This window comes from Psychrobacillus vulpis (assembly GCF_006861825.1).
Taxonomy (GTDB): domain Bacteria; phylum Bacillota; class Bacilli; order Bacillales_A; family Planococcaceae; genus Psychrobacillus; species Psychrobacillus vulpis.
In genome coordinates this window covers 245,413-268,058 of record NZ_VDGI01000002.1, presented here as the reverse complement: position 1 = coordinate 268,058, position 22,646 = coordinate 245,413, and the positions used below count along the sequence as shown (strand labels likewise).

Sequence of the window (22,646 nt, the reverse complement as noted above, 5' to 3'; positions counted from 1 at the left end):
CTGGCACCAGTAATAATCTTGAAATATTATAGGAAGCTATTTTGGTTGAAAATTTTATTTTGGGGGCTATTTTACGGGCAAAATGCAATTTTCGAGCATATTTTTGAGGCAAATTTGAATTGTTGTAGAAAATAACAAATTGTGACAATTGTTCTAATTTTAGTTTTGTTGTATGGTGTACTAAAACTATTGGGAGGGGCTTAGAATGGGTAGAATTAGAAGGGTTTGGCAGCCTGAAATTTATTATCATGTGACGATGAGAGGTAATAACCGGCAAAATATATTTTTGAACGAAGGAGATTTTGCGCTATTTTTTCGTGTACTTCAATATACTTACACCAAATATCCTTTCACGCTAATTGCGTATTGCATCATGAATAATCATTATCATTTTCTAATTCGCTCTACCGACGTTCCACTATCAAAAGTAATGGCAATGGTTAACAAACGATATTCTGAGTATTTTAAAAGAAAATATAATTTCTATGGACAGCTTTATGAGACACGTTATTTTGCTAGCATGGTTTCCGATCCGATTAGCTTGTTAAATGTGAGTAGTTATATTCACCAAAATCCTATCAATACTACTAGAGCGATCGTTAATAAAATGGAAGATTATCCATTTAGCTCGTATCGATATTATCATTACCATCTAAAGCCTCATCAACCGTTTCTAGACGTAGAGCTACTTCCTTCCATCGTTAAAAGTTACGAAGAGATTAAAGAAGCAGATTATTGTACTTACTGTGAAAATTTTCGTATGGAAGAAAAAAAAACTCTCTTAGTCCATTAGTTTGACGTAAGAGAGGATTTCAAGCTTAAGCAATCGTTGTTTCGGAGCTTCCTACTAGAGAAGGTATACACTTAGTTTTGCATTCTTCTACGAAAGCAGTGAAAATCGGACGAATAGATGCTAATTTTCCTTCCATCATTTCAGGATGCCACTGTACTGCAACGATAAAGCGATCTTCTTCCCATTCAACAGCTTCGATTATTCCATCAGGTGCTTTCATCGTTGCCTTGAATCCGTTTCCTATATCTTTCACTGCTTGATGATGAAAACTATTTACACCGATTTCATCTACTTGATAAATTTCAAACAGCTTAGAATCTTTCTCAATTTTTACAGGATGAAATGGGTGATGTCTTAAAGCTTGTTTAACTGAATGATTGATTCCTTCTGGTTTCTGTGATTGTAAGTCTTGGTAAAGAGTACCACCTGTTGCAACAGTTAATAATTGCATACCTCGGCAAATTCCAAGGACAGGCAATGTCGTATCTAATAGTATCTTTTGAGCTAGCTTTATTTCGTGATTGTCTCGTCTTGGCTCGATCAATCCTAAACCGAACCTAGGAAATTCACCATAATAGTTAGGATCAATGTCAGATCCACCTGTGAATAAAACACCATCTAACTTTTCTATAAGAGGAGATAGCGTTTCTATATCCTCTGTTATTGGTAAAATAACTGGCACCCCACCAGCTCTTTCAATTGCAACAATATAGTCATCCGCAAGCAATTGCCATTCCTGATACTTAGCTCCAATACCAGCTTGCATACCTGCTGCATCATTTGATAAGTAATTAGCACATATACCAATAAGTGGTTTCATCTTTCAATCCCCTTTTCTATACACTCTTTTCATAAAAATTGCCGCTCCTTAAAGTACAAGGAGCGACTAATTTAGTAATTTAGTTTAATTCAACTACCCAACCAAATGGATCTTCCATTGTTCCTTTTTGAATACCTGTTAAAGAATTATAAAGCTTCTTCGAAAGATCTCCAGTTTCTCCGTTATTCACATAAAACAGTTCTCCTTGCCAACGGAATTCACCAATTGGAGAAATAACTGCTGCAGTTCCAGTCCCAAAAGCTTCATCTAATTTCCCAGTACGATGTGCTTCACGGATTTCTTCCATGGAAACTTTTCGTTCAACTACCGGTACATCCCAATGCTTTAGTAATTGAATAATCGATTTACGAGTAATTCCATCTAAAATACTACCATTTAATGCAGGAGTTACGACTTGTCCATCTATTTTGAAAAATACATTCATACTTCCTACTTCTTCTATATACTTTCGTTCAATACCATCTAACCAGAGAACTTGTGAATATCCTTCTCGATCCGCAACTTCCTGAGCTTTCAAACTGGATGCATAATTTCCTGCAGTTTTCGCAGTCCCTGTTCCGCCTGCTACAGCACGAACATATTCGCTTTCTACAAGAATTTTAACTGGATGAATACCTTCTTTATAATAAGAACCTACAGGAGACATAATGATGATGAAACTATATGTTAGAGAAGCAGAAACGCCTAGATGCGCCTCGGTAGCAATCATAAATGGTCTAATATATAAAGATGTACCTGGTTCTGATGGAACCCACTCTCTATCTACTGTAATTAATTCCTTTAATGCTTCAAGTGCAAGATCTTCATTAATTTTTGGCATGCTCATTCGGTCACATGAATGATTCATACGCTTCATATTCTCTTCTGGGCGGAATAAACGGACAACTCCATCTTGAGATAAATAAGCCTTCATTCCTTCAAAAACAGTTTGTCCATAGTGCAGTATTGTTGCAGATGGATCTAAAGTAATCGGCTGGTAAGGAACAATCCGATGGTCATGCCAACCTATTCCTTCTGTATAATCTGCTATAAACATATGATCAGTAAATGTTCTACCGAAAATAAGCTGATCGGCTGGTACTTTTTCTCGCTTGTTCTCGTTCTTTGTAATTTGAATTTTTAGACTATTCATAACAAACTTTTCCCCAATCAATATAGTTATTAAATTGCAACTACTACCTATGTGCAATATATTATATGCAATTATACTACTTTTACGAAAATTAGAAATACCTTTTACAAATAATTAAAAATTTTTTTATCACCATTAGAAAAGGAATAGATCTTTCCTTTAGATATAAATCTCTTCTTTACTGTAACAAAACGCCATTTTGTTCCGATATACATAGTATATTGTGAATTAGCAAAAGGATAGGAGGCGTCATTTTGTTCAAGTTATCAACATACATACTTACTTTTATTATTTTATTGTCTAGTTGTTTTTCCCTTTCTCTAACGGCAAATGCAGCAACTATTGTAAATGGGATGTTTGTGGATGCTACTTATGAAGAAGTTGTACTAAGTGATCGAACGACAGAAAAACAATTAACAAAGATTACTATAATAAATGATAACGGAAAAACGATTACATTAAAAATTGATAAATATACTCCCCTTTTTATCAATTCCACTTCTACTACTATAGAAGCATTTAAAGAAGGAATATTAGTCCAAGCTACTGTTGATTTGGGCAAAGTAAAAGAACTCCAAGGATTTGCAGACAGTCCTCAAAACAGTTCAGATGCAATTGGAGTGCATTTAACTGGTACAGTGAATGAAATTGATAGGAACGGAAGATTTATCTCTATTAACTTAAAAGATAAACAATCGAAGCGATTTTATGTAAATCAACATACACAAGTTTTTAAGGATACAAAACTTGTCGATTTAAGTGCTGTATTTGCAGGAGACAGAGTTAAACTAAATCTTTCAGAGCACGATAACGATACACTATCATCCATTGAAGTAATTGTTGACGGCATTCAAGTAGAAAATCTCTATAAAGGGACAATACAAAAAATCGATGCAAATCAAAAAAAACTACTTGTGAAAGAAGAAAAAGTTTTTCAAAATTGGGATTGGCAGTCTAGCAGTTCAAATGTAATGACTTCTAAACAATTTACAGCTAAAACGCCTATTTATGTTGGAAATAAAAAAATCGATCCCTCTCAACTTCATTACTATACAAATAATGAGGTTTACTATGTAACTATTAAGCAATTGGGACAAGAAGTAATACAAAAAATGATTATTAAGCAATCAAATGAACGAACGCTTCATGAGAGATTAAACTCTGTTGATACTTCTTCACAAAATATTAGATTATCTAATACTGGTAACATTCCTTATAATAAAGGAACAATCATTATTCGTAATGGTCGATTAGTTGACGCGAGTGCTTTATCTCATAGCGGCAACGCTTATGTTATAACAAATGGAGTTTCTACACATCAGTATGCAAATGTGATTAATATTACAAACGACGGTTTCCAAAGTACAAACTTATCGAATCATGAAATTTACTTCGGACAAATTAGTAATGTAGGAGTAAACCAAATATTACTCACAAATGCAAATAAGTTAATAAATAATTATTGGTACTCTACTCCATTTACTACATTGAATATTAGTAAAGATACGTTTGTCACAGATGATTACAATAGTTCGACGAAAGATTTTACAAACAGCACAAATCAATATGCATATTTCTATGTAAAAGATAATCATGTTGTGGCCGCTCGTATTATTAGTTATGGTAGCCCAGTACAGCTTGTTTCTATCGGACGATACGATAGTATCAGCAATAATTATATTTACTTGAAAGATGTAAACCAATGGAATAATGGTAATTGGACAAATACAAATCAACTTCAATACGTAGACGTTAGCCTTGCCACATTTATTAAAGAAGGCAAAGTAATTTCTATTAACGAACTAAATTGGAACGATAGGTTATATATCATACATGATTCATACTCAAATGCTCGAATTGTTTTAGTCGATTAATATGGAACGGGCATGTAATTCTTTCATTACATGCCCGTTATTAAAATGAAAAGAGGTAAAGAAAATTCAAATGAATATCTTAATCAAAAAACAAATGAAAAAATTCTCCGTTTATGCCATTGCTATTTTATTAATATTTACTATTTTAACTCCTACTGCAAGCGCGAAAGTTCCAGACTTTAATGGTGGAGTTTTAGATGAATATTCGTACGAAGAAGTATTTTTCTTAACAGGATACCCAATTACATTTACCGGAAAAGCAACTGTTACGGAAAAGGAAAGCAAAAATCAATTAACTTCCACTTATAAATTTAACCTAACAAGTCCGGCTGGTGATAAATTAACTCGTAATGTCGTATATGTTTCTGATTTAAAAAAACATGAAACAAAAGGACAAACGACTTCCAATACAACTGTTAAAAGCTATACAGAAAAAGTAACAATCGCATCCGATAAATCAACGTATACTTTAGACGATTATCAGTTCTCACAAGGTTCTGTCATTGATAATCGCCCTGCTACTGATTATTATTCAGGGAATGTAATTGCTCGAAAAATTTACATAAGAAATCAAAAAGTTGGAAAAACAAATGAGAATAAACTGATTACTGTATATATGACTGGCAAAGATGTAGGATACAAAAATTTCTGGGGTTCTACAGATACTCGATTTGTTGATTATGAAATTGCTACTCCAGAAGGGACGGCATTTGTTACTAGTAAAGTTTCTGACAGTAAATCGAGAGTGCTAGAATATGAACCACATAATCCCTCTCTTTCAAGTTTTGTAGGCGGACATGTGGTAATAAGTTCTTCTAATATAGTATCTGAATATGAATATAATATTCCATATAACGCTGGTACAGGCACGATGTATTTAAAAAAAGAAAAAGTACCTACATTGGAGCGTCTAATCGTTCCGAAATTCCGTGATATTGCAAATCACTGGTCAAAACCAAACATCGAAAAACTATATTCTTTAGGTATTTTCGATGAATCAAGTAATTTCTTTTCACCTGATGCAGCAATGAAAAAAGGCCAGTTTACGGCAAGTGTCGCAAAAGCAGTAGACTTACGTGTACTCGAAGCAAAACCTACGAGTAGACAAACAGTGAAAAAAGGATTATTTGAAGATTTAGATCCACAAGACCCTAACTATGTGTTTATAGAAAGCGCCATAAATAAAGGAATCGTCAGTCCTAAAAACGACAAACTGTTTGGAGCAAACGATTCTCTTACACGCGCTGAAGCAGTTACAATTATCGTTCGCTCTCTAGGATTAGAAGGTCGAGCACCAAGCCCAGGCTATAAAACAAAATTCAGCGACGACAATAAAATACCAAAAGGAGCAAAAGACAGTATATACGTAGCAAGTGAGTTAGGATTAATTGACCCGGACAAAAAGAATCGGATTAACGCAAATGAAGTACTTACTAGAGGGAAAGCATCACAACTCCTTGTCCGTTACTTAAATTTCTTAGAATCAGATCTAAAACAAAATTACCGTGACGACATGTTCTATTTTGACTAACCAATAAAAACACGACTGATACTAACAATGTATCAGTCGTGTTTCTTTATTTTACCTAAATTACAGGAGTATTACTGGTGCCTGGCACCAGTAATAATCTTGTAACAATAACTCCATTTTATACAAATATCAGCCAGATGATGATTGTTACTATGATTGTTGTGATACCTTGAAGTAATGTTGCCATTGTTTGTGCTTTGTACGCGTCTGTCACTTTCATTCCACTAAACTGTGTTACTACCCAGAAGTAGCTGTCGTTTACGTGACTCACTGTCATTGCTCCTGCTCCAATCGCCATAACAACTAGTGCAAGTGGAAGTGCCCCATCAATACCTAGCGTTGGAAGCATAGGAGCAATTAGAGAAGAAGTAATAACAAGTGCCGCTGTAGATGAGCCTTGTGCCGTTTTAAGTGCTGCCGCAATTAGGAATGGAACTAGCAGGAATAGTGCTCCATTTGCAAGTGCACCTAAGTCCATTTGTTGTAATTGATCTGCAACACCAGAGTTTTTAATTACCGTACCAAATGAACCACCGGCACCTGTGATCAATAAAATTGGAGCCGCTTCTTTTAAAGACTCTCCAATCCACCCAGATAGTGTTTTTTCACTCATTTCAGGTAGCAATAAAAATGCAGCCAAAACACCAAATAATAATGCTACTGTCGGTGCACCAAGAAATCTTAAGAAATTCGTAAGTCCTGACTCACTTCCAGTCAATGCAGCTACGGATCCAATTCCAATTAATACGATTGGAAGCACAATTGGAAGAAACGATTTAAATGTAGATGGCATTTTACCAAAAGATTTGATGACCTCTTCATAATTGATCGTTTCTTCATGGTCCGCTTCCACCTCAATTTTCGAACCAACTTTCACAGCCCAAATATATCCAACAATAACCGCTGGAATAGCAACGAATAAACCAACTAAAATAATTGTTCCTAAATAATCAGCAGCTCCAATATTACCAGCTGCCGCAATTGGACCTGGTGTCGGAGGAACTAGAGTATGAGTTGCATACAAGCCTGTAGATAACGCAACGGCCATAGATGCAACTTTTACTTTTGCACGTTTAGCTAAAGACTTTTTCAAGCTAGATAAAATAATAAAACCTGAGTCGCAAAAAACAGGAATAGACACGATATATCCAATAATAGACATAGCAAGTTGAGGACGCTTATCCCCTAATAAGCGGAGCACTACTTCTGCCATCCGAAATGCTGCACCCGATTTTTCTAATATTACGCCGATGATTGTTCCTGCAACGATAACAAGTCCAATACTTGTCATCAATCCACCGAAACCGGTGTTTACATTTTCAACTACAGTAAGTAATGGCATTCCAGAAGCTATACCTACAAAAAATGCACTAATTATAAGAGCTAAAAATGGATGAATCTTAAACACAGCTGTCGCTAAAACAACAAAAATTACCCCTAGAAGAATCACAAAAAATAACATTCATTACACCCCTTTTAATTTTAATAATGACTGCATAGTTTCTTTCGTTCTTTCTCTTAAATAATGAGCTGCGTTTCTAATGGACTCTTCTTTCGTAATTACCCCATTCGAAACACTAGCTAGCTGATAAAAGTAAGTGGATAATTGCGAAATACTTTCTAGTTCTATGTTGCCGGATATTAAAATGACTGGAATTCCATGCTTTTTAGCAGCATTAGCAATTCCAATTGGCGCTTTGCCAGAAAGAGTTTGAAGATCCGATTTACCTTCCCCTGTAAAGATAAAATCTGCTTCAATTAATTGCTGATGAAAGTTGATTGCTTCCATAACAACTTCAATACCTGGTTTTAATTCAATTGGGAAAAATGCTAAAAAAGCACCGCCTAGTCCCCCTGCTGCACCTGCCCCTGGTTGATTATGAAGCGAAATTCCGGTTAAACTTTCCACTTTATTTGCTAAATTAAACAAATTTTTATCTAGTTTCTCTACCCAATCAGCTGTAACTCCTTTTTGCGGACCGAAAATTGCAGTAGCACCTTCTGGACCAACAAACGGATTGTCCACATCACAAGCAATGACAAAATGTGAATCACGTATTCTTTTATCAAAACCAGTAGCGTCGATTTCAACTAAATCTTTTAATGATTCTGCACCTTTTTCAATTTCTAATCCATCCTCATTTTGAAACTTCATGCCTAGAGCTTGAAGCATTCCTGTTCCACCATCGTTTGTTGCACTCCCACCTATACCTACAACAAACTTTCTGTAACCGCTATCTAACGCATGACGAATTAATTCACCCGTTCCAAATGTAGAAGCGATAAGAGGATTTTTTTCATTTTCCTTTAAAAGAGTTAACCCGGATGCTTTTGCCATTTCAATGACACAAGTTTCCCCGTCACCAAGTACTCCATATTCTACGCGAATTGTTCGACCAATTGGATCTTGTACATCTACATAAATGGTTTGTCCATTCGTAGCAATGACAAGAGATTCTAACGTTCCTTCCCCTCCATCTGCAACAGGGAGTAATACAGTTTCAATCGTTGGATCGATTTCTTTTATACCTGCCGCTATTTCCTGTGCTGCCTCTATTGCAGATAAAGACCCCTTGAAAGAATCAGGACTGACAATGATTTTCATCAAATCACCTCCTTTATAAAGCGCTTACATAAAAGTATAGTGATAATTTTATAGATTTACATTATACTTATCGTATAAAACATCTGTATTATAACAGCACTATTTTTATACATCGTGGAGGTTCTATGATAACAAAACAGCTTGCCAATCAAATTGTCGAACAAACAATGCTAAGACTTCATCGAAATATTAATGTTATCCAAACAAACGGAATGATACTTGCTTCTGGGGATCAATTACGGGTAGATAGTATCCATGAAGGTGCTGTTATTGTTGCAGAGACTAAAAAAGAATTGTGGATTACAGAAGAGAATAATCATTTATTTCCGAAGACGAAGCCAGGCATTAATTTACCAATATTTTTTCAAAATGAGCTAGTCGGTGTCATCGGCATCACAGGGGACCCACATGAAATCGAAGAAATTGCTACCCTTGTCCAATTGACAACTGAAATGATGGTACATCAAGCATTGATCGTATCGGAAAGAGAATGGAAGCGGAAAATGCAAGAGATGGTATTTGAAGAATTGATGAGCGGACAACCTTTACAAAAGGTTATATTCGAAAGAATAAACAAAATCGGATTTTTGAACCAATCACCTTTTCATGCCATCATGTTAGAAATAAATCCGGAATCTAGATCTTATCAAACTACGTTACAGGCTATTGAATATTATTTTCAAGATGACTCCATCTTAGTTGGACATTATCAACTAAAAGAGCATTTCATACTTATTTCCGGACTAGATGAGAAATCATTTCAAAAGAAAATTTCAAAACTAGCTCCTAAGCTAATAAAAAATAATGCACTGCCAATCGGTATTGGACAAATGGTACATTCCCTTGAGGAAGTACATTACGCTTATCATACGGCTAAAGTCGCTTTGCAGTATGGTCGAACATATAAAAGCATAACTTTCTTCGAGGAAGTTGAACTTTATTCGTTACTTAAAAGTCACGATTCATATGAAGCTCAAAAATTCACTACTCGAATATTAAACGGATTAACTGAAAAATTGATTCAAACACTTCAAGAATACTTTAATTGTAACCAACAGCTTACAATTTGCGCAGACACATTAGACGTCCACCGACATACTCTCGCTTATCGATTGAAAAAAATACGCGAAATAACTGGCTATAATCCAGCCGTTTTCCAGGACGCTATCGTCTTACAAATAGCATTATGGTGTCGGTCTCCCAAAATTCATTGAATATCCCTTTTTGGCTACATAAAAACCGTTCCAGCAAAAAAGCTGAAACGGTTAATTTTTATTATATTATTTTTTTGCTAAAGATACGTTTGCAACTTTTTTTGCTCCAACGTATTTTTTCCCCCAGTAATATGGGTCATTTATTTTATCGACTCTAACGCCTTTTGATGTGGAAGCATGAATAAATTTTCCACTTCCTATGTACATACCTACATGAGATACACCTTTACCTGAAGTGTTGAAAAACACTAAGTCTCCCACTGCTAAATTTGCTTTTTTTACAGCTTTTCCTGTACTATACATTCCTGCTGCTGTTCTAGGTAAATAAACGCCATTTTGCTTGTAAACATATCCGACGAATCCAGAACAATCAAAACCTGCCTTCGTTGTTCCACCATAACGATATTTAATTCCTACTAGACTTTTCGCACTCGATACTATTTGAGTCGATGCTACAGAGCTTGCTGCTTCCGTATTTCCTGCAAATGTTCCCGCGGCTAAAACTACAGATAAACTAAAGATGGTAATGATTTTTTTAAACAAAGAAGTCAAAACTTATGTTCCTCCAAAGATGTAATTTGAGAAAATTAATAACTGAAATTTTTTCTATACCCATACTAACATGAACAAAACAAGATTGGTTTTACAGTTGTGTAACAAAACTATTACATTAAACGTCTAATACTGTTCGCTATTTTTTCTAGTTTTCTTTTTGTTTCTCGTGCCTGGCACCTGTAACAATTTTGTGACATTTTGTCTATTTATGTAGATTTCTAGATAAATAGTTGCAAAATTATATTAAAAAAGTTATAGATTCTGTATCTTTTTTACCTATTTCTATGGTATAACTAGTTTAAATGTTTTAATAGGAATTACCTAGGAACAGGAGAGAATTTTTACATGAAAAACACACTAACGGTTCATTTAGGTTCGATTATAGTCGGCATAATCGTCGCTATGCTATTCATTACTTCCATTGCAACATATAAAACTGCTTACGATAAGTTATATGAAGCTGCTGGGATTGAAGCTTACGGCTGTGCGAACATTACAACTGGGTTGATTGAGCCAGGGAATATTATCAAAATGTTAAATGGAGATGCCGCAGCGGTTGAAGCAATTAGTGAACAGCTAAATTGGACTACTGCACATAAAGATATTTTTGAAACACAGTATATTATTGATTTAAACGGAAATTTATTAGCGCTAGATGATAACTTAAAAGAAGATGGCTTCAAAGCTGGCGATAAATTTTACATAGATCAAGAAGCAATTGATATGCTACTAGAAATGGGACATCCTACTTATTCTAAGATTTACGAGTTCGGAGATATGAAACGTATATCTGGTTATGCACCTATTTATGAAAACCATGACCCTTCTGGAAAAATCATTGCTATTAGCGTGATTGACTTTGATAGCTCAATAGTTGCTGAAAGAACTTGGGACGTTGTTAGCGAAGGAATTCTAATAAGCTTGATACCTATGATTCTCGCTTCTTTTGTTACATTTCTTCTTATTAGAAGAAAAACGAAGCCTCTATCTGCGTTAATCGTACATGCAGGCGAAATAGCAAATGGGAATCTTTCTGTGAAAGATACAAACTTTACAAGTAAGGATGAAATTGGCGATTTAAGTCGAACTTTGAATAATCTTGCTAGTAACTTACGAAATATTATTGGAACAATACAAACGACATCTATCCAATTAACACAAAATGCAGAGAATACTTCCGCTTCTTTAAATGAGATGAAGGGTGCAGCCCATCAAATCTCTACAAATATGAGTGAAGCAGCAGCATCTGTATCCGATGGAACCATTACGTCAGAGAGATCATCAACTATACTACAAACTCTTGCGGAAGGGCTTCAACATTCCAAAGTAAATGCGGATGCAAGTGTTATGAATTCTAAAACAACGATGCAAACTGCTAAAGAAGGTCTAACACGAGCAAGCGAAATCAGCCACGACATGGAGAAAATACGAAGTGCTTCTATAGAAACTGGTGAAACTATTCAATATTTAAATGAAGCAACTACACAGATTCAACAAATCACTAGTTCAATCGCTGCTATTGCAGCACAAACTAATTTACTTGCCCTAAATGCATCTATTGAGGCTGCTCGAGCAGGTGAACAAGGAAAAGGCTTTGCTGTAGTAGCAGAGGAAGTGCGCAAGTTAGCGGAGCAATCCAATGAAGAAGTAAATCAAGTAGAAAAAATCGTCCTAGATATAACACAAAGTATTCAACAAGTAGTTATTTCAACGGAGGAAAGCACGAAATTGATTGAAACAGGTTCAGTTACTGTTCAACAAACATCTCAATCCTTAAGTGATATCTCTATTGCAGTAGCTCAAACTGTTGAAGAAATTTCCCAAATTTCAACAATGACTACTAACGAAGCAGAAAACTCTAAACGTGTAGTTGAACTGATTAATCAATTAACCGAGTCAATTCGTGAAATTGAAGAAGTTACAACATCCATTTCGGCAGCAACAGAACAAACAACTGCTTCTATTGATGAAGTAGCTAGTCGTTCAACCGAAACAAGCCATATGGCACAAGAACTAGAAAAGATTGTTGGCCAATTTAAACTATAAAAAAACAAAGCTCACCTCCGTAAAGGAAGTGAGCTTTGTTTTTTTGAGGCAATTAGTGGATTCCGTGTGCAACCATTGCATCTGCTACTTTTAAGAAGCCCGCTATATTTGCGCCTACTACTAAATTGCCAGGATAGCCGAAACGTGTTGCAGCGTCATGACAGCTTTCGTGTATGTTTTTCATTACGATTTTCAACTTTTCATCGACTTCATCTAACGTCCAAGATAAACGCATACTGTTTTGTGACATTTCCATTGCCGATACGGCTACCCCTCCTGCATTCGCTGCTTTTGCAGGAGCAAATAAAACACCATTCGCTTGGAACGCAAGAACTGCTTCTTCTGTGCAAGGCATATTTGCACCTTCTCCAACAGCTTTCACTCCATTTGCAATAAGCAATCTTGCATCCTTTTCCTCTAGTTCATTTTGCGTTGCACAAGGCAATGCAATATCACATGGAATGGACCATATTCCTGTGCACCCTTCATGGTACTTTGCTTGCTTATGAAATTTCGTATATTCTTGTATTCTTTTATTGTCCAACTCTTTTAATATTTTTACTGTCTCTACATCTATTCCATTCGGATCATATATATAACCACTTGAATCGCTGCAAGCCAACACATTAGCTCCTAGTTCAACAGCTTTTTCCATTGCATATGTTGCAACATTACCAGAACCTGATACGGACACTGTTTTCCCAGCAAAGCTATCCCCATTCCCTTTGAGCATTTCTTCTACAAAATAAACACAGCCATACCCGGTTGCTTCCTTTCTTCCTAAGCTCCCTCCATGGTTTGGGTCCTTCCCTGTGAAAACACCTGCCTCATAGCCACCTTTTATTCGATTATACTGACCGAACATATATCCAATTTCTCTTTTCCCAACACCAATATCGCCTGCTGGAACGTCCATATCTGATCCAATATATTTGCTTAATTCAGTAATAAAGCTTTGGGTAAATCGCATAATTTCACGCTCTGACTTACCTTTAGGGTTAAAATCTGATCCCCCCTTACCTCCCCCTATCGGTTGGCCCGTCAACGCATTTTTAAACGTTTGTTCAAAAGCTAGAAACTTCATAATGCTACTATTTACAGTTGGATGAAAGCGAATGCCACCTTTATATGGCCCCATACTATTATTAAATTGAACACGAAACCCCCGATTAACTTGAACCTTCCCTGTATCATCTTCCCACGAAACACGAAATGTAATTACTCGGTCTGGTTCTGTAATACGCTCTAATATTCCATTATGTATAAATTCAGGGTGTTTCAAAAATACCGGACGAAGCGAGTCAAAAATCTCACGTATCGCCTGTAAAAACTCTTTCTCCTCTGGATTCCGTTTTTTTACTAACTCATAAACTTCATGCACGTAATCGTTTGCTCTATTTTTTTGTTCCACATTAAAATTACGTAAGATTTCCATCAATAGACCGCCCCTCTCATCATCCAACATTATTTCTCCTATTATCTCCAATACTCAAGTAACATTCAACATATATATAAATCCAAATTAATAATTATGCAATCCTCTTCATTTTCAAATTGAAAATAATGCCAATATTATTGCAGTAATGTTTCTGGTGCCTGGCACCAGAAATACAACTGAAATAAACCAAGTGGTATATACTATAATTAGAATAAGATTTAATACTAGAAAAGTAGGTGCTGTGAATGGCAATACGAATTGCATTGATTGGTTCAGAGGAGACATTACAACAGGTACAAGCATTGGAGGATAATTTAGAAAATATAGAAGTGTCCTTAATTATGTACCAAACACCAGAAGAAGCAAGAACACTTCTCCATGAAGCGAAACAATGCGATGTCATACTTTTCTCAGGTGAACTTCCTTTTTACTATGCGAAAAAAGAGTTAGCAAAATTAAATAAACCAGCCCTTTATATACCGGATAATGAGTTAAGTGTAGCGCTTACTCTTCTTTATATTACAAACCATCTAAAAATAGACTACAACAAGCTATCAATTGACCTGACTGATCGTACGTTTTTGCAAGAGGTTGTCAAACAACTGAATATTGAATTAGCATCTTCTTTCATTCAAGATTACCCTTGGTTAAAAGAAGAAACGGACAAAGTATTCCAAATAGAGGACGTTATCAACAAACATATCAAGCTTTGGGAAACTAAACAGATTTCCTACGTTGTTACGAGTATTCACGCCGTTTATGATAGGCTTGTCGCGCTAAATATTCCATGTTTACGATTAATGGAACCTAAAAAAAACATTGTCGATTCACTCATTGAAGCACGTAATTTAGGAATTCTCAATCGAGCAAAAAAATCACAAATTGCAGTAGGTGCTTTCGCATTTCATTCTAAAAATAATAAAGAAAATTTCACTACAGAACTACATAACATAGCCAAGACTATCAATTGCTCAGTCAAAAAAGTAAGTCCACAGCTTTTTTATATTTATGGAACACGCAGTGGAATCGAGTATTTACTGGAAAATAAAGAACTTCTGGATCAGTACTTCCTATCTTTATTTACTTTAGAATCGACTGTGAGCATTGGTTTCGGTTATGGTATGACGATTGTTGAAGCAGAAAAAAATGCAAATATCGCGCTATCTTATTCAGAAAAAAATCCAATGGACAATACGCTACACGTCGTTACGGAAGAACAAATTGTCACTTCTCCCTTTAACAATCAAAAGAATAGTTCCCTTTTAAAAAGTGAAAATAAGGAGTTTATTAAAATTTCAAAGGAACTTGGAATAAGCGTAACTAATCTCAACAAAATGTTTCAATTTTATAAAACTCGACCTGTTAATCGCTTCACATCTAGTGATATTTCAGATTATTTCGGCATTGGTAAACGTGCAGCTGAGCGTATATTGAAGAAGTTTGCTGACGGTGGTTATCTTGAAATAATTGGAGAAGAACAACCTCATTTAAGCGGTAGGCCTCGTTCCATATATCGATTAAAGCTTCCCAAAATATAAAATGTATACAGCATTCATTTTATTGTCAATTACAAATTATCAAAAAACTCATCGACTTCTCAATTCCCCTTTAAGTATAATGAACGAATTAACGACCATATACCGAACGTTAATAGAGAGGGGAAAAATAAATGGGAGCAACAAATGTTCATGAGCAAAAAAAGAAGGGGAAATTTTCTATTCCACATGTGTATGTCATATTGTTTTCACTTATTATTGTTGCAGCAATTTCAACTTACATATTTCCAGCAGGGGAATACGAGCGAATGGTGGACGATGCAGGAAGAACAATTGTCGTAGCTGATACTTACCAAGAAGCAGAGTCTACACCAGCAGGCTTTTGGTCCATTTTCCAAGCAGTTCATAAAGGAATGGTAAATTCAGCAAGTATTATTTTCTATATTTTCATAGTTGGGGGTTCTTTTGGGATATTACAAGCAACTGGTGCTATTGAGGCGGCAGTTGGTTCTATTTCTCAAAAAATGAAGGGGAAAGAAATCTTAATAATACCTATTCTGATGACGTTTTTTGGTTTATCTGGTGCTATGCTTGGTTTAGCAGAAGAAACAATTCCATATATTACGATTTTAGTACCTTTGATGCTTTTAATAGGATATGACTCCATGGTTGGAGCAGCGGTAGTCCTTCTTGGAACATCCGCAGGATTTACTGCAGCATTTATGAATCCTTTTACGGTAGGTGTTGCACAAGGTATTGCAGAAATTCCTTTGTTCTCAGGTCTTTATTTACGAATTATATTCTTTGTTATTTTTCTATCAGTTAGTATTTGGTACGTTATGCGATATGCTAGGAAAATTAAGAAAGATCCTACAAAAAGCTTACTTTATAATGAAGTAAGCAGTGACAGTTTCAAAATACCTGAAACAATATTAACGCTTACTGGTCGTCACAAATTCATCTTCACTATTTTGCTTGCAACACTTGTTACACTTGCATTCGGTGTTATTAAGTTAGGCTGGTATTTATCAGAAATTGCCGGGTTATTTCTATTAATGGGGATTCTAATTGGATTAACTGGGAAAATGAATTTCACCCAAATTTCCGAGTCCTTTATTGAAGGCTGCCGTGTACTTGTTATGGGAGCACTTGTAGTTGGGGTAGCAAACGCGATTCTAGTCGTACTTCAAGACGGTAAAATTATGGATACAATTCTTTACGGATTCTCTTCTGTTATTGGAGAAATGCCATCCGGTTTTGCAGCTTTTGGGATGTATATCGTTCAATGTTTACTAAACTACATTATTCCATCTGGTAGCGGACAGGCTGCTCTGACAATGCCAATTATGGCACCACTTTCTGATCTTGTAGGGGTTACTCGTCAGACAGCAGTACTTGCCTTCCAGTTTGGAGATGGAATATCTAATATTTTCACTCCAACATCCGGGTATTTCATGGCAGGTCTCGCACTCGCAAGAATTTCTTGGGTGAAATGGGTAAAATGGATTTTACCACTTATTATTATCCACTATGCGTTAGGTGCAATTTTCGTTACAATCGCACACTATATAGGATTTTCTTAATAATAGTCTATTAGTTTTTTGAAAGGAAATGAAGCAATGAAACCTGATACTAATTTAACAGAATGGATTATCGAACAACGTCGCTATTTACACACGCATCCAGAACTTTCACATCAAGAGAAAGAAACAAAAACTTATATTACAAGTCAGCTTCATGGTTTAGGAATAGAAACGTATTCTATTACTGGTAAAGACGTCATCGGAATCATTAAAGGAGATCATCCTGGTAAAACTGTAGCAATACGTTCTGATATGGACGCGCTTCCAATACTAGAAGAAACAGGGCTTCCATTCAGTTCTGTAAACAATGGTGTTATGCACGCCTGTGGGCACGATGGACACATGTCTATTCTTTTAGGTATTGCTAGATTACTAGTTTCAAATAAATCAGCAATACACGGCACTATTCATCTATTATTCCAACATGCCGAAGAAGAGGTTCCTGGTGGTGCAGTAGAGATCGTTGGCGCAAACGGATTAAACAATATCGAAGCAATTTTTGGATATCATTTATGGCAACCATTAAAATCCGGATTAATAGGCGTTCGACAAGGACCTACTATGGCAGGTGCCGACCGATTTATCATTCGCATTTTTGGAAAAGGCGGTCATGGATCGATGCCTGAAGAAACGATAGATCCAACGCTTGTCATCTCGCAAATTATTACTCAACTCCACACGATTGTAAGTCGCAGCATTAAAGCAATTGATCAAGCAGTTATTAGTATCGGAGAGTTACATTCAGGGACAAGCTATAATGTAATACCGGATACTGCATTTGCATCAGGTACAGTTCGATATTTCAATAAAGATACTTCCTTGCTTATTGAAAAAAGAATAGAAGATATTATTGCAGGCGTTTGTAAATCTTTTGGAGCTACGTATGAGCTTGATTATATTCACGGTGATCCACCTGTGTTAAATGACAAAGCGTTAACTGCTTTTATTCAAAAAACAGCTATCTCTCTTTTTGGAGAAGAAAAAGTTGTCGAAATCGACCCTATTTTAGGTAGTGAAGACTTTTCCTATTACTCGCATGAAATCCCAGCTTCTTTTACCTTTATAGGAGTTGGTAAGGAAGATACTCCTTACGGTCATCATCATCCAAAATTTGATATTGATGAAGATATGCTGCCTGTTGGAGTTGAGTTATTTACAACTGGTGTGCTGAATTATTTAAGAGGAGGTAATGAGGATGAAAATTAAATCGATTGAAGTGTTTGCTATTCGACTTCCTTTTATCACCCCATTTATTATTAGCTATCACACGTATATGGATATGCCATCGATTATTGTAAAAATGGAAACTGATAATGGAATTATTGGGTTTGGAGAAGCAACACCGGACGAACATGTAACAGGAGAAACATGGGAAAGCACGTATGCGGTTTTGACGAAGACACTTGCCCCTTCTTTGATTGGTTATAACCCATTCCAAATAGAAAAAATGCATGACAAAATGAATCAAATCGTACTAGACGTACCTTCTGCTAAAGCAGCTATTGATATTGCGTGCTATGACATTATGGGGAAAGCAACTGGTCAGCCCGTGTATAACTTATTAGGTGGGCAATACCATGAGAAGTTAGAGGTTCCTAAAGTGATAAGTATCTTAACGCCAGAAGAAATGGCTGAAGAAGCTAAAACGGCATTAGCGAACGGATATACGTCGTTAAAGCTTAAAGTTGGAACAAATAAGGAGTTAGATTTCGAACGTATTTGTGCCGTACGTGCAGCTGTTGGTTCGGGCATACCGATCAAAGTCGATGCGAATCAAGGCTGGGTTAATAGCAGCAATACGATGTACGTGCTCGATCGAATTAAAGCTTGTGAAATCGAATTGATTGAACAGCCAGTAGTTGCTAGTGATATCGATGCACTACTAGAAGTGAAACAAAAAACGTCAATTCCAGTCATGATTGATGAAGGTCTGCATGGTACAAAAGAATTAAAAGAGGTAATTGTTAAACGAGCTGCAGATAAAATAAACATTAAGCTAATGAAGTGTGGGGGCTTATACCCAGCGTCACAATTAGTACATCAAGCAGAGCTTGGCGGCATCGACTGCCAAATCGGTTCCATGGTTGAATCTGCAGTTGCCTCTGCTGCTGGGCTACACTTAGCATTAGCGAAAAAATCCATTCATAGCAATGAACTTGTTGGACCTTTAATGTTTAGTGACGATATAGCTAAGCTCAACTTTGAAATTCCCTATGTCTATCTCTCTGAAGCACCAGGCTTAGGAATCGAAGTAGACGAGAAAAAACTAAAAGAACTAACAACAGAATCCTTCCTCATCCAATAAGTGTTACAAGAATGTTACGGGTGAATGTTACTGGTGCCAGGCACCAGTAACATTTCCGTAACAAACCAAAAAAAGCGTTAAAAAAGTGACTCCATTGACATGAATGGAGTCACTTTTTCTATTAGTATAGGCTTTTAATAAGAGTTTCCAACATGACAGGCATTTCAACAAATGCGCTATCTACGTGTAGACGCTCTGTTCTTTGGTGTGCATCTTTACCAAATGGACCTACGTTCAACACTGGCCCTTTCAGTTGAGCCATGTCTTCGAATGGGATGCTATATGTGTCTCCCCATACTGGAGTGTTACTTTCGAAAGCAGCCCAACCATTTGAGTCGTCTGTATAGTTAACATAGCTCAAATCACAAATACCATTGAAGTAATGGATTTGATCTACTTTATTATTAAATGTTTCAGCCGATTTTTGCATTAGTTCCACCAATTCAATTACTAGTGGATCGTCTGACGTATTTACAGCTGGATAATATGGTGGTGCGAATAATAGAACTGTTGCAGGTGCAAGCTCTTGACATTGAATCATTAGGTTATCGACAATACGAAGTGATTTCTCGCGATCGTCCCATTCATCATTTTGAAGAGCTTCGTTTTTCAAACGCTCTACTTCTGCAGTACCTAATTTTTGAATTGCATGTGCTAAAAGCTGTTCATAGCGTAGAACCTTCACTTCTCCTACACCTGACACCTTCTCACGCTCGCAAATGACTTTATAGTTTTCGTTCAAAACGTCCATTGCTTCCACTGCAACTTGTTCGAACAAATCCATCACTTCTGATGCAGTACGTTTCAGTAAAAATACGTTGTAAAGTGCCACTGCACGGTATGGAGTTTGGGTCGAATAAGACATTTTCAAATCTTTTTGTTGCAATGAAACCGGAAGTGGTGTGCTTTCTCCTAAATCTGTCTCTCGGAATAAAGGATTCCATTCCATACGCTGAGTCAAATAGGATGCGATGTAGTTCGCAGTCATACCTTTCATTGGCTCACCAACATGCGTCTCTTTCCCATAAAATAATGCTGCAGGCATAATTTTTCCAATCGTTCCAGAATAAATATACTCTGCAATATCATTAGGTTTTTGGGAGAAACATGGTTCACTATTTAAATAAAGCTTATAAGTTAATCCATGCTCTTCACGAATTCGTACAAGCTCGGTAACTGCTGCACGCATTCCTGCTGAGTTCACTTCTTCATCTGGAACAGTCGTTAAAATTAAATTAATCGGCCAATGCTCCGTGCTCGCCTTTTCAATCAATTGCATATGAAGAGCAAGTCCCATTTTCATGTCCATTGTGCCACGACCAAATAAATATTTCCCTGTTTCCAAGTCAATACGCGCAGATTCTGGAAGATCTTCTTTATGTTCTAATAGCTTTTTCGTTAGTTCTTCTGGAAAGTAAGCTAGTGGCTCTAGTACACCATACTCCTCCGTCTGAACTGTATCAAAATGGCTAATTAATACTACCGTTTCTGTTGCTTCTGGGTGTTTATACAATGCTGTCACAGCATGTCTACCTAGACCTGCATCATGTAGCTCTAAATGGGATGGATTCTCACGGAAATAATCCAATTCTCTTAATTTATCAGCCACTTTCGGAGCAAAAGCACGTTCACCTTCCGTTAACGTAATACTATCCCAACTAACAATTTCACATAACAAATTTCGAAGCGATTCTGGCGTACTCCACAATAATTGACTCATCTTATATATCTCCTTTGTTACTAGTGCCAGGCACCAAAATTATTATGAATATTCTGAACAAATAGTTATTATTGTTCAGAGGCAACCTTACTATTTGCTGTAGCTGCTTTATCCTTCTTACTTAATTTCAATTTATAGAATAGCATACAAGCTACGAAAAAGCCTACCCCATAATAAAGCCCAACTCGTTGTGTAGGATCGAACGCTAAAAACACTAATATCAATAAACAAAACGCGATACAGAAAATCGGAACGAACGGGTAGAATCGAACTTTATAACCTAAGTCCTCCAATTTACCACCATTCTTTATATAATGGCGACGGAACATTAATTGTGATGTCGCAATCCCCATCCAAGAAATAGTGACAGAAATTCCTGCTATCGACATTAATAATACAAACACTGTGTCCGCTTCCATTACACTTGTCAATAATGACAATAAAGAGAATGCCATCGTGAATATTAATGCTGCTAGTGGAACTTTTCGTTTAGAAAGTCGACCAAATACTTTTGGTGCCATTCCTTCTTTAGCCATTGACCACAGCAAACGTGTTGCAGCATATAAACATGAATTACCTACCGACAAAATGGCAGTTAAAATAACAAAGTTCATAATGTCACCTGCAAATGGTATGCCAGCTAAATTCATCAATGTAACGAAAGGACTTTCGAGTAGCCCAAGTTCAGATGCTGGAAAAATAGCAGATAATACGATAATTGAAGCAATATAAAACACGACGATTCTAATAAGAATTGTTCGAATCGCTTTTGGAATATTCTTTTCTGGATTTTCTGTTTCTCCAGCAGCAATACCTACTAACTCAGATCCTTGATAGGAGAATATTACGTTCATCATTGTTACAAAAACAATAGCAATTCCAGCTGGGAACAGTCCTGAAGGTGCTAAATTAGTAACAAATGGTGTAGCTCTCTCTTCCAGTGGAATAATACCGAAAATTACTGCAACACCAATGATAATAAACAGAACTACCGCAACTACTTTAATACCCGCAAGCCAAAATTCCGCTTCAGCAAATGCTTTTGTTGTAAGCGCATTCAGAGCAAATAATACTACCATGAAAATAGCACACCAAATCCAGACTGGAACATCTGGGAACCAATGTTTCATAAGTATTCCAGCTGCTGTAAATTCTACACCCGCTGTAGCAGCCGATCCTACAAAATACATCCATCCTAGTGAAAACCCAGCAGATGGACTAATAAAGCGTGTTGCATATGTTTGGAAAGAGCCAGTTACTGGCATATAAACAGCAAGCTCACCTAGACAAACCATAACCATATATAAGATTAAACCACCGAACAAGTAACCAAGTATAGCCCCCCCCGGACCTGCTTGATTAATTGTATACCCTGCATTTAAAAATAACCCCGTCCCAATTACTCCTCCAAGAGAAAGCATCAACAAATGACGGCTTTTCATAGAGCGATTTAAAAGATTTTGTTGTGATGGATCCCCAATATTAGACATAACATCCCTCCCCCTATCTATTT

17 protein-coding genes are annotated in these 22,646 nt (G+C 36.4%); 9 read left to right on the top strand and 8 right to left on the bottom strand.

What is annotated here, in order from left to right; all coding sequences use genetic code 11:
* Positions 1 to 205 precede the first annotated feature (205 nt).
* Positions 206 to 793 carry a transposase gene (locus FG384_RS03690; RefSeq protein WP_142641209.1) on the top strand — a complete coding sequence of 196 codons (588 nt, stop codon included), beginning with the start codon at positions 206 to 208 and terminating at the stop codon, positions 791 to 793.
* A gap of 25 nt (positions 794 to 818) precedes the next feature.
* Here the strand turns inward: FG384_RS03690 and FG384_RS03685 are convergent, their stop codons facing one another.
* Complete coding sequence (locus tag FG384_RS03685; protein WP_142641208.1) at positions 819 to 1,613, bottom strand: gamma-glutamyl-gamma-aminobutyrate hydrolase family protein; 795 nt, start codon at positions 1,611 to 1,613, stop codon at positions 819 to 821.
* A gap of 79 nt (positions 1,614 to 1,692) precedes the next feature.
* Positions 1,693 to 2,766, bottom strand: a complete 1,074-nt coding sequence (locus tag FG384_RS03680) for a branched-chain amino acid aminotransferase (protein ID WP_142641207.1) — start codon at positions 2,764 to 2,766, stop codon at positions 1,693 to 1,695.
* A 254-nt stretch (positions 2,767 to 3,020) separates the two neighbouring features.
* Here FG384_RS03680 and FG384_RS03675 point away from each other — a divergent pair, with 254 nt between their 5' ends.
* Together FG384_RS03675 and FG384_RS03670 are read left to right on the top strand one after the other, a co-directional pair.
* Positions 3,021 to 4,640 carry a hypothetical protein gene (locus FG384_RS03675; protein WP_142641206.1) on the top strand — a complete coding sequence of 540 codons (1,620 nt, stop codon included), beginning with the start codon at positions 3,021 to 3,023 and terminating at the stop codon, positions 4,638 to 4,640.
* A gap of 70 nt (positions 4,641 to 4,710) precedes the next feature.
* A complete protein-coding gene (locus tag FG384_RS03670; RefSeq protein WP_142641205.1) occupies positions 4,711 to 6,171 on the top strand; it encodes an S-layer homology domain-containing protein in 1,461 nt (486 codons plus the stop codon).
* A 118-nt stretch (positions 6,172 to 6,289) separates the two neighbouring features.
* Here the strand turns inward: FG384_RS03670 and FG384_RS03665 are convergent, their stop codons facing one another.
* Both FG384_RS03665 and FG384_RS03660 read right to left on the bottom strand, forming a co-directional pair.
* Positions 6,290 to 7,633: a GntP family permease gene (locus FG384_RS03665; protein ID WP_142641204.1), complete on the bottom strand. Its 1,344-nt coding sequence runs from the start codon at positions 7,631 to 7,633 to the stop codon at positions 6,290 to 6,292.
* Positions 7,634 to 7,636: 3 nt separating this feature from the next.
* Positions 7,637 to 8,776 (bottom strand): glycerate kinase, encoded by a 1,140-nt coding sequence (locus FG384_RS03660; RefSeq protein WP_142641203.1) that lies wholly within the window; start codon positions 8,774 to 8,776, stop codon positions 7,637 to 7,639.
* Between the two features lie 125 nt (positions 8,777 to 8,901).
* Here FG384_RS03660 and FG384_RS03655 point away from each other — a divergent pair, with 125 nt between their 5' ends.
* Positions 8,902 to 9,990, top strand: coding sequence for a CdaR family transcriptional regulator (locus FG384_RS03655; protein WP_142641202.1), 1,089 nt, complete (start codon positions 8,902 to 8,904; stop codon positions 9,988 to 9,990).
* A 66-nt stretch (positions 9,991 to 10,056) separates the two neighbouring features.
* Here FG384_RS03655 and FG384_RS03650 read toward each other — a convergent pair whose 3' ends face one another.
* A complete protein-coding gene (locus tag FG384_RS03650) occupies positions 10,057 to 10,542 on the bottom strand; it encodes a C40 family peptidase (protein WP_142641201.1) in 486 nt (161 codons plus the stop codon).
* Positions 10,543 to 10,890: 348 nt separating this feature from the next.
* On the opposite strand from FG384_RS03650, the gene FG384_RS03645 reads away from it, so the two are divergent.
* On the top strand, positions 10,891 to 12,591 hold the full coding sequence (locus tag FG384_RS03645; RefSeq protein WP_142641200.1) for a methyl-accepting chemotaxis protein: 1,701 nt from the start codon (positions 10,891 to 10,893) through the stop codon (positions 12,589 to 12,591).
* 52 nt (positions 12,592 to 12,643) lie between these two features.
* Here the strand turns inward: FG384_RS03645 and gdhA are convergent, their stop codons facing one another.
* Positions 12,644 to 14,026: an NADP-specific glutamate dehydrogenase gene (gdhA, locus tag FG384_RS03640; RefSeq protein ID WP_205961740.1), complete on the bottom strand. Its 1,383-nt coding sequence runs from the start codon at positions 14,024 to 14,026 to the stop codon at positions 12,644 to 12,646.
* 248 nt (positions 14,027 to 14,274) lie between these two features.
* Between gdhA and FG384_RS03635 the strand changes: the two genes are divergently transcribed.
* From FG384_RS03635 to FG384_RS03620, 4 genes are all read left to right on the top strand, one after another.
* A complete protein-coding gene (locus tag FG384_RS03635; RefSeq protein ID WP_142641199.1) occupies positions 14,275 to 15,567 on the top strand; it encodes a hypothetical protein in 1,293 nt (430 codons plus the stop codon).
* Between the two features lie 131 nt (positions 15,568 to 15,698).
* Entirely contained in the window at positions 15,699 to 17,108 is a 1,410-nt protein-coding gene (locus tag FG384_RS03630; RefSeq protein WP_142641198.1) for a YfcC family protein, read from the top strand.
* Between the two features lie 36 nt (positions 17,109 to 17,144).
* Complete coding sequence (locus tag FG384_RS03625) at positions 17,145 to 18,314, top strand: M20 metallopeptidase family protein (RefSeq protein WP_142641197.1); 1,170 nt, start codon at positions 17,145 to 17,147, stop codon at positions 18,312 to 18,314.
* On the top strand, positions 18,304 to 19,413 hold the full coding sequence (locus FG384_RS03620) for a mandelate racemase/muconate lactonizing enzyme family protein (RefSeq protein WP_142641196.1): 1,110 nt from the start codon (positions 18,304 to 18,306) through the stop codon (positions 19,411 to 19,413). Before FG384_RS03625 ends, FG384_RS03620 begins: the two co-directional genes overlap by 11 nt.
* A 121-nt stretch (positions 19,414 to 19,534) precedes the next feature.
* On the opposite strand, the gene FG384_RS03615 is transcribed toward FG384_RS03620, so the two are convergent.
* Together FG384_RS03615 and FG384_RS03610 are read right to left on the bottom strand one after the other, a co-directional pair.
* On the bottom strand, positions 19,535 to 21,133 hold the full coding sequence (locus FG384_RS03615; protein ID WP_142641195.1) for a M20/M25/M40 family metallo-hydrolase: 1,599 nt from the start codon (positions 21,131 to 21,133) through the stop codon (positions 19,535 to 19,537).
* A 68-nt stretch (positions 21,134 to 21,201) separates the two neighbouring features.
* Positions 21,202 to 22,623, bottom strand: a complete 1,422-nt coding sequence (locus FG384_RS03610; RefSeq protein ID WP_142641194.1) for an amino acid permease — start codon at positions 22,621 to 22,623, stop codon at positions 21,202 to 21,204.
* Between the last annotated feature and the right edge of the window lie 23 nt (positions 22,624 to 22,646).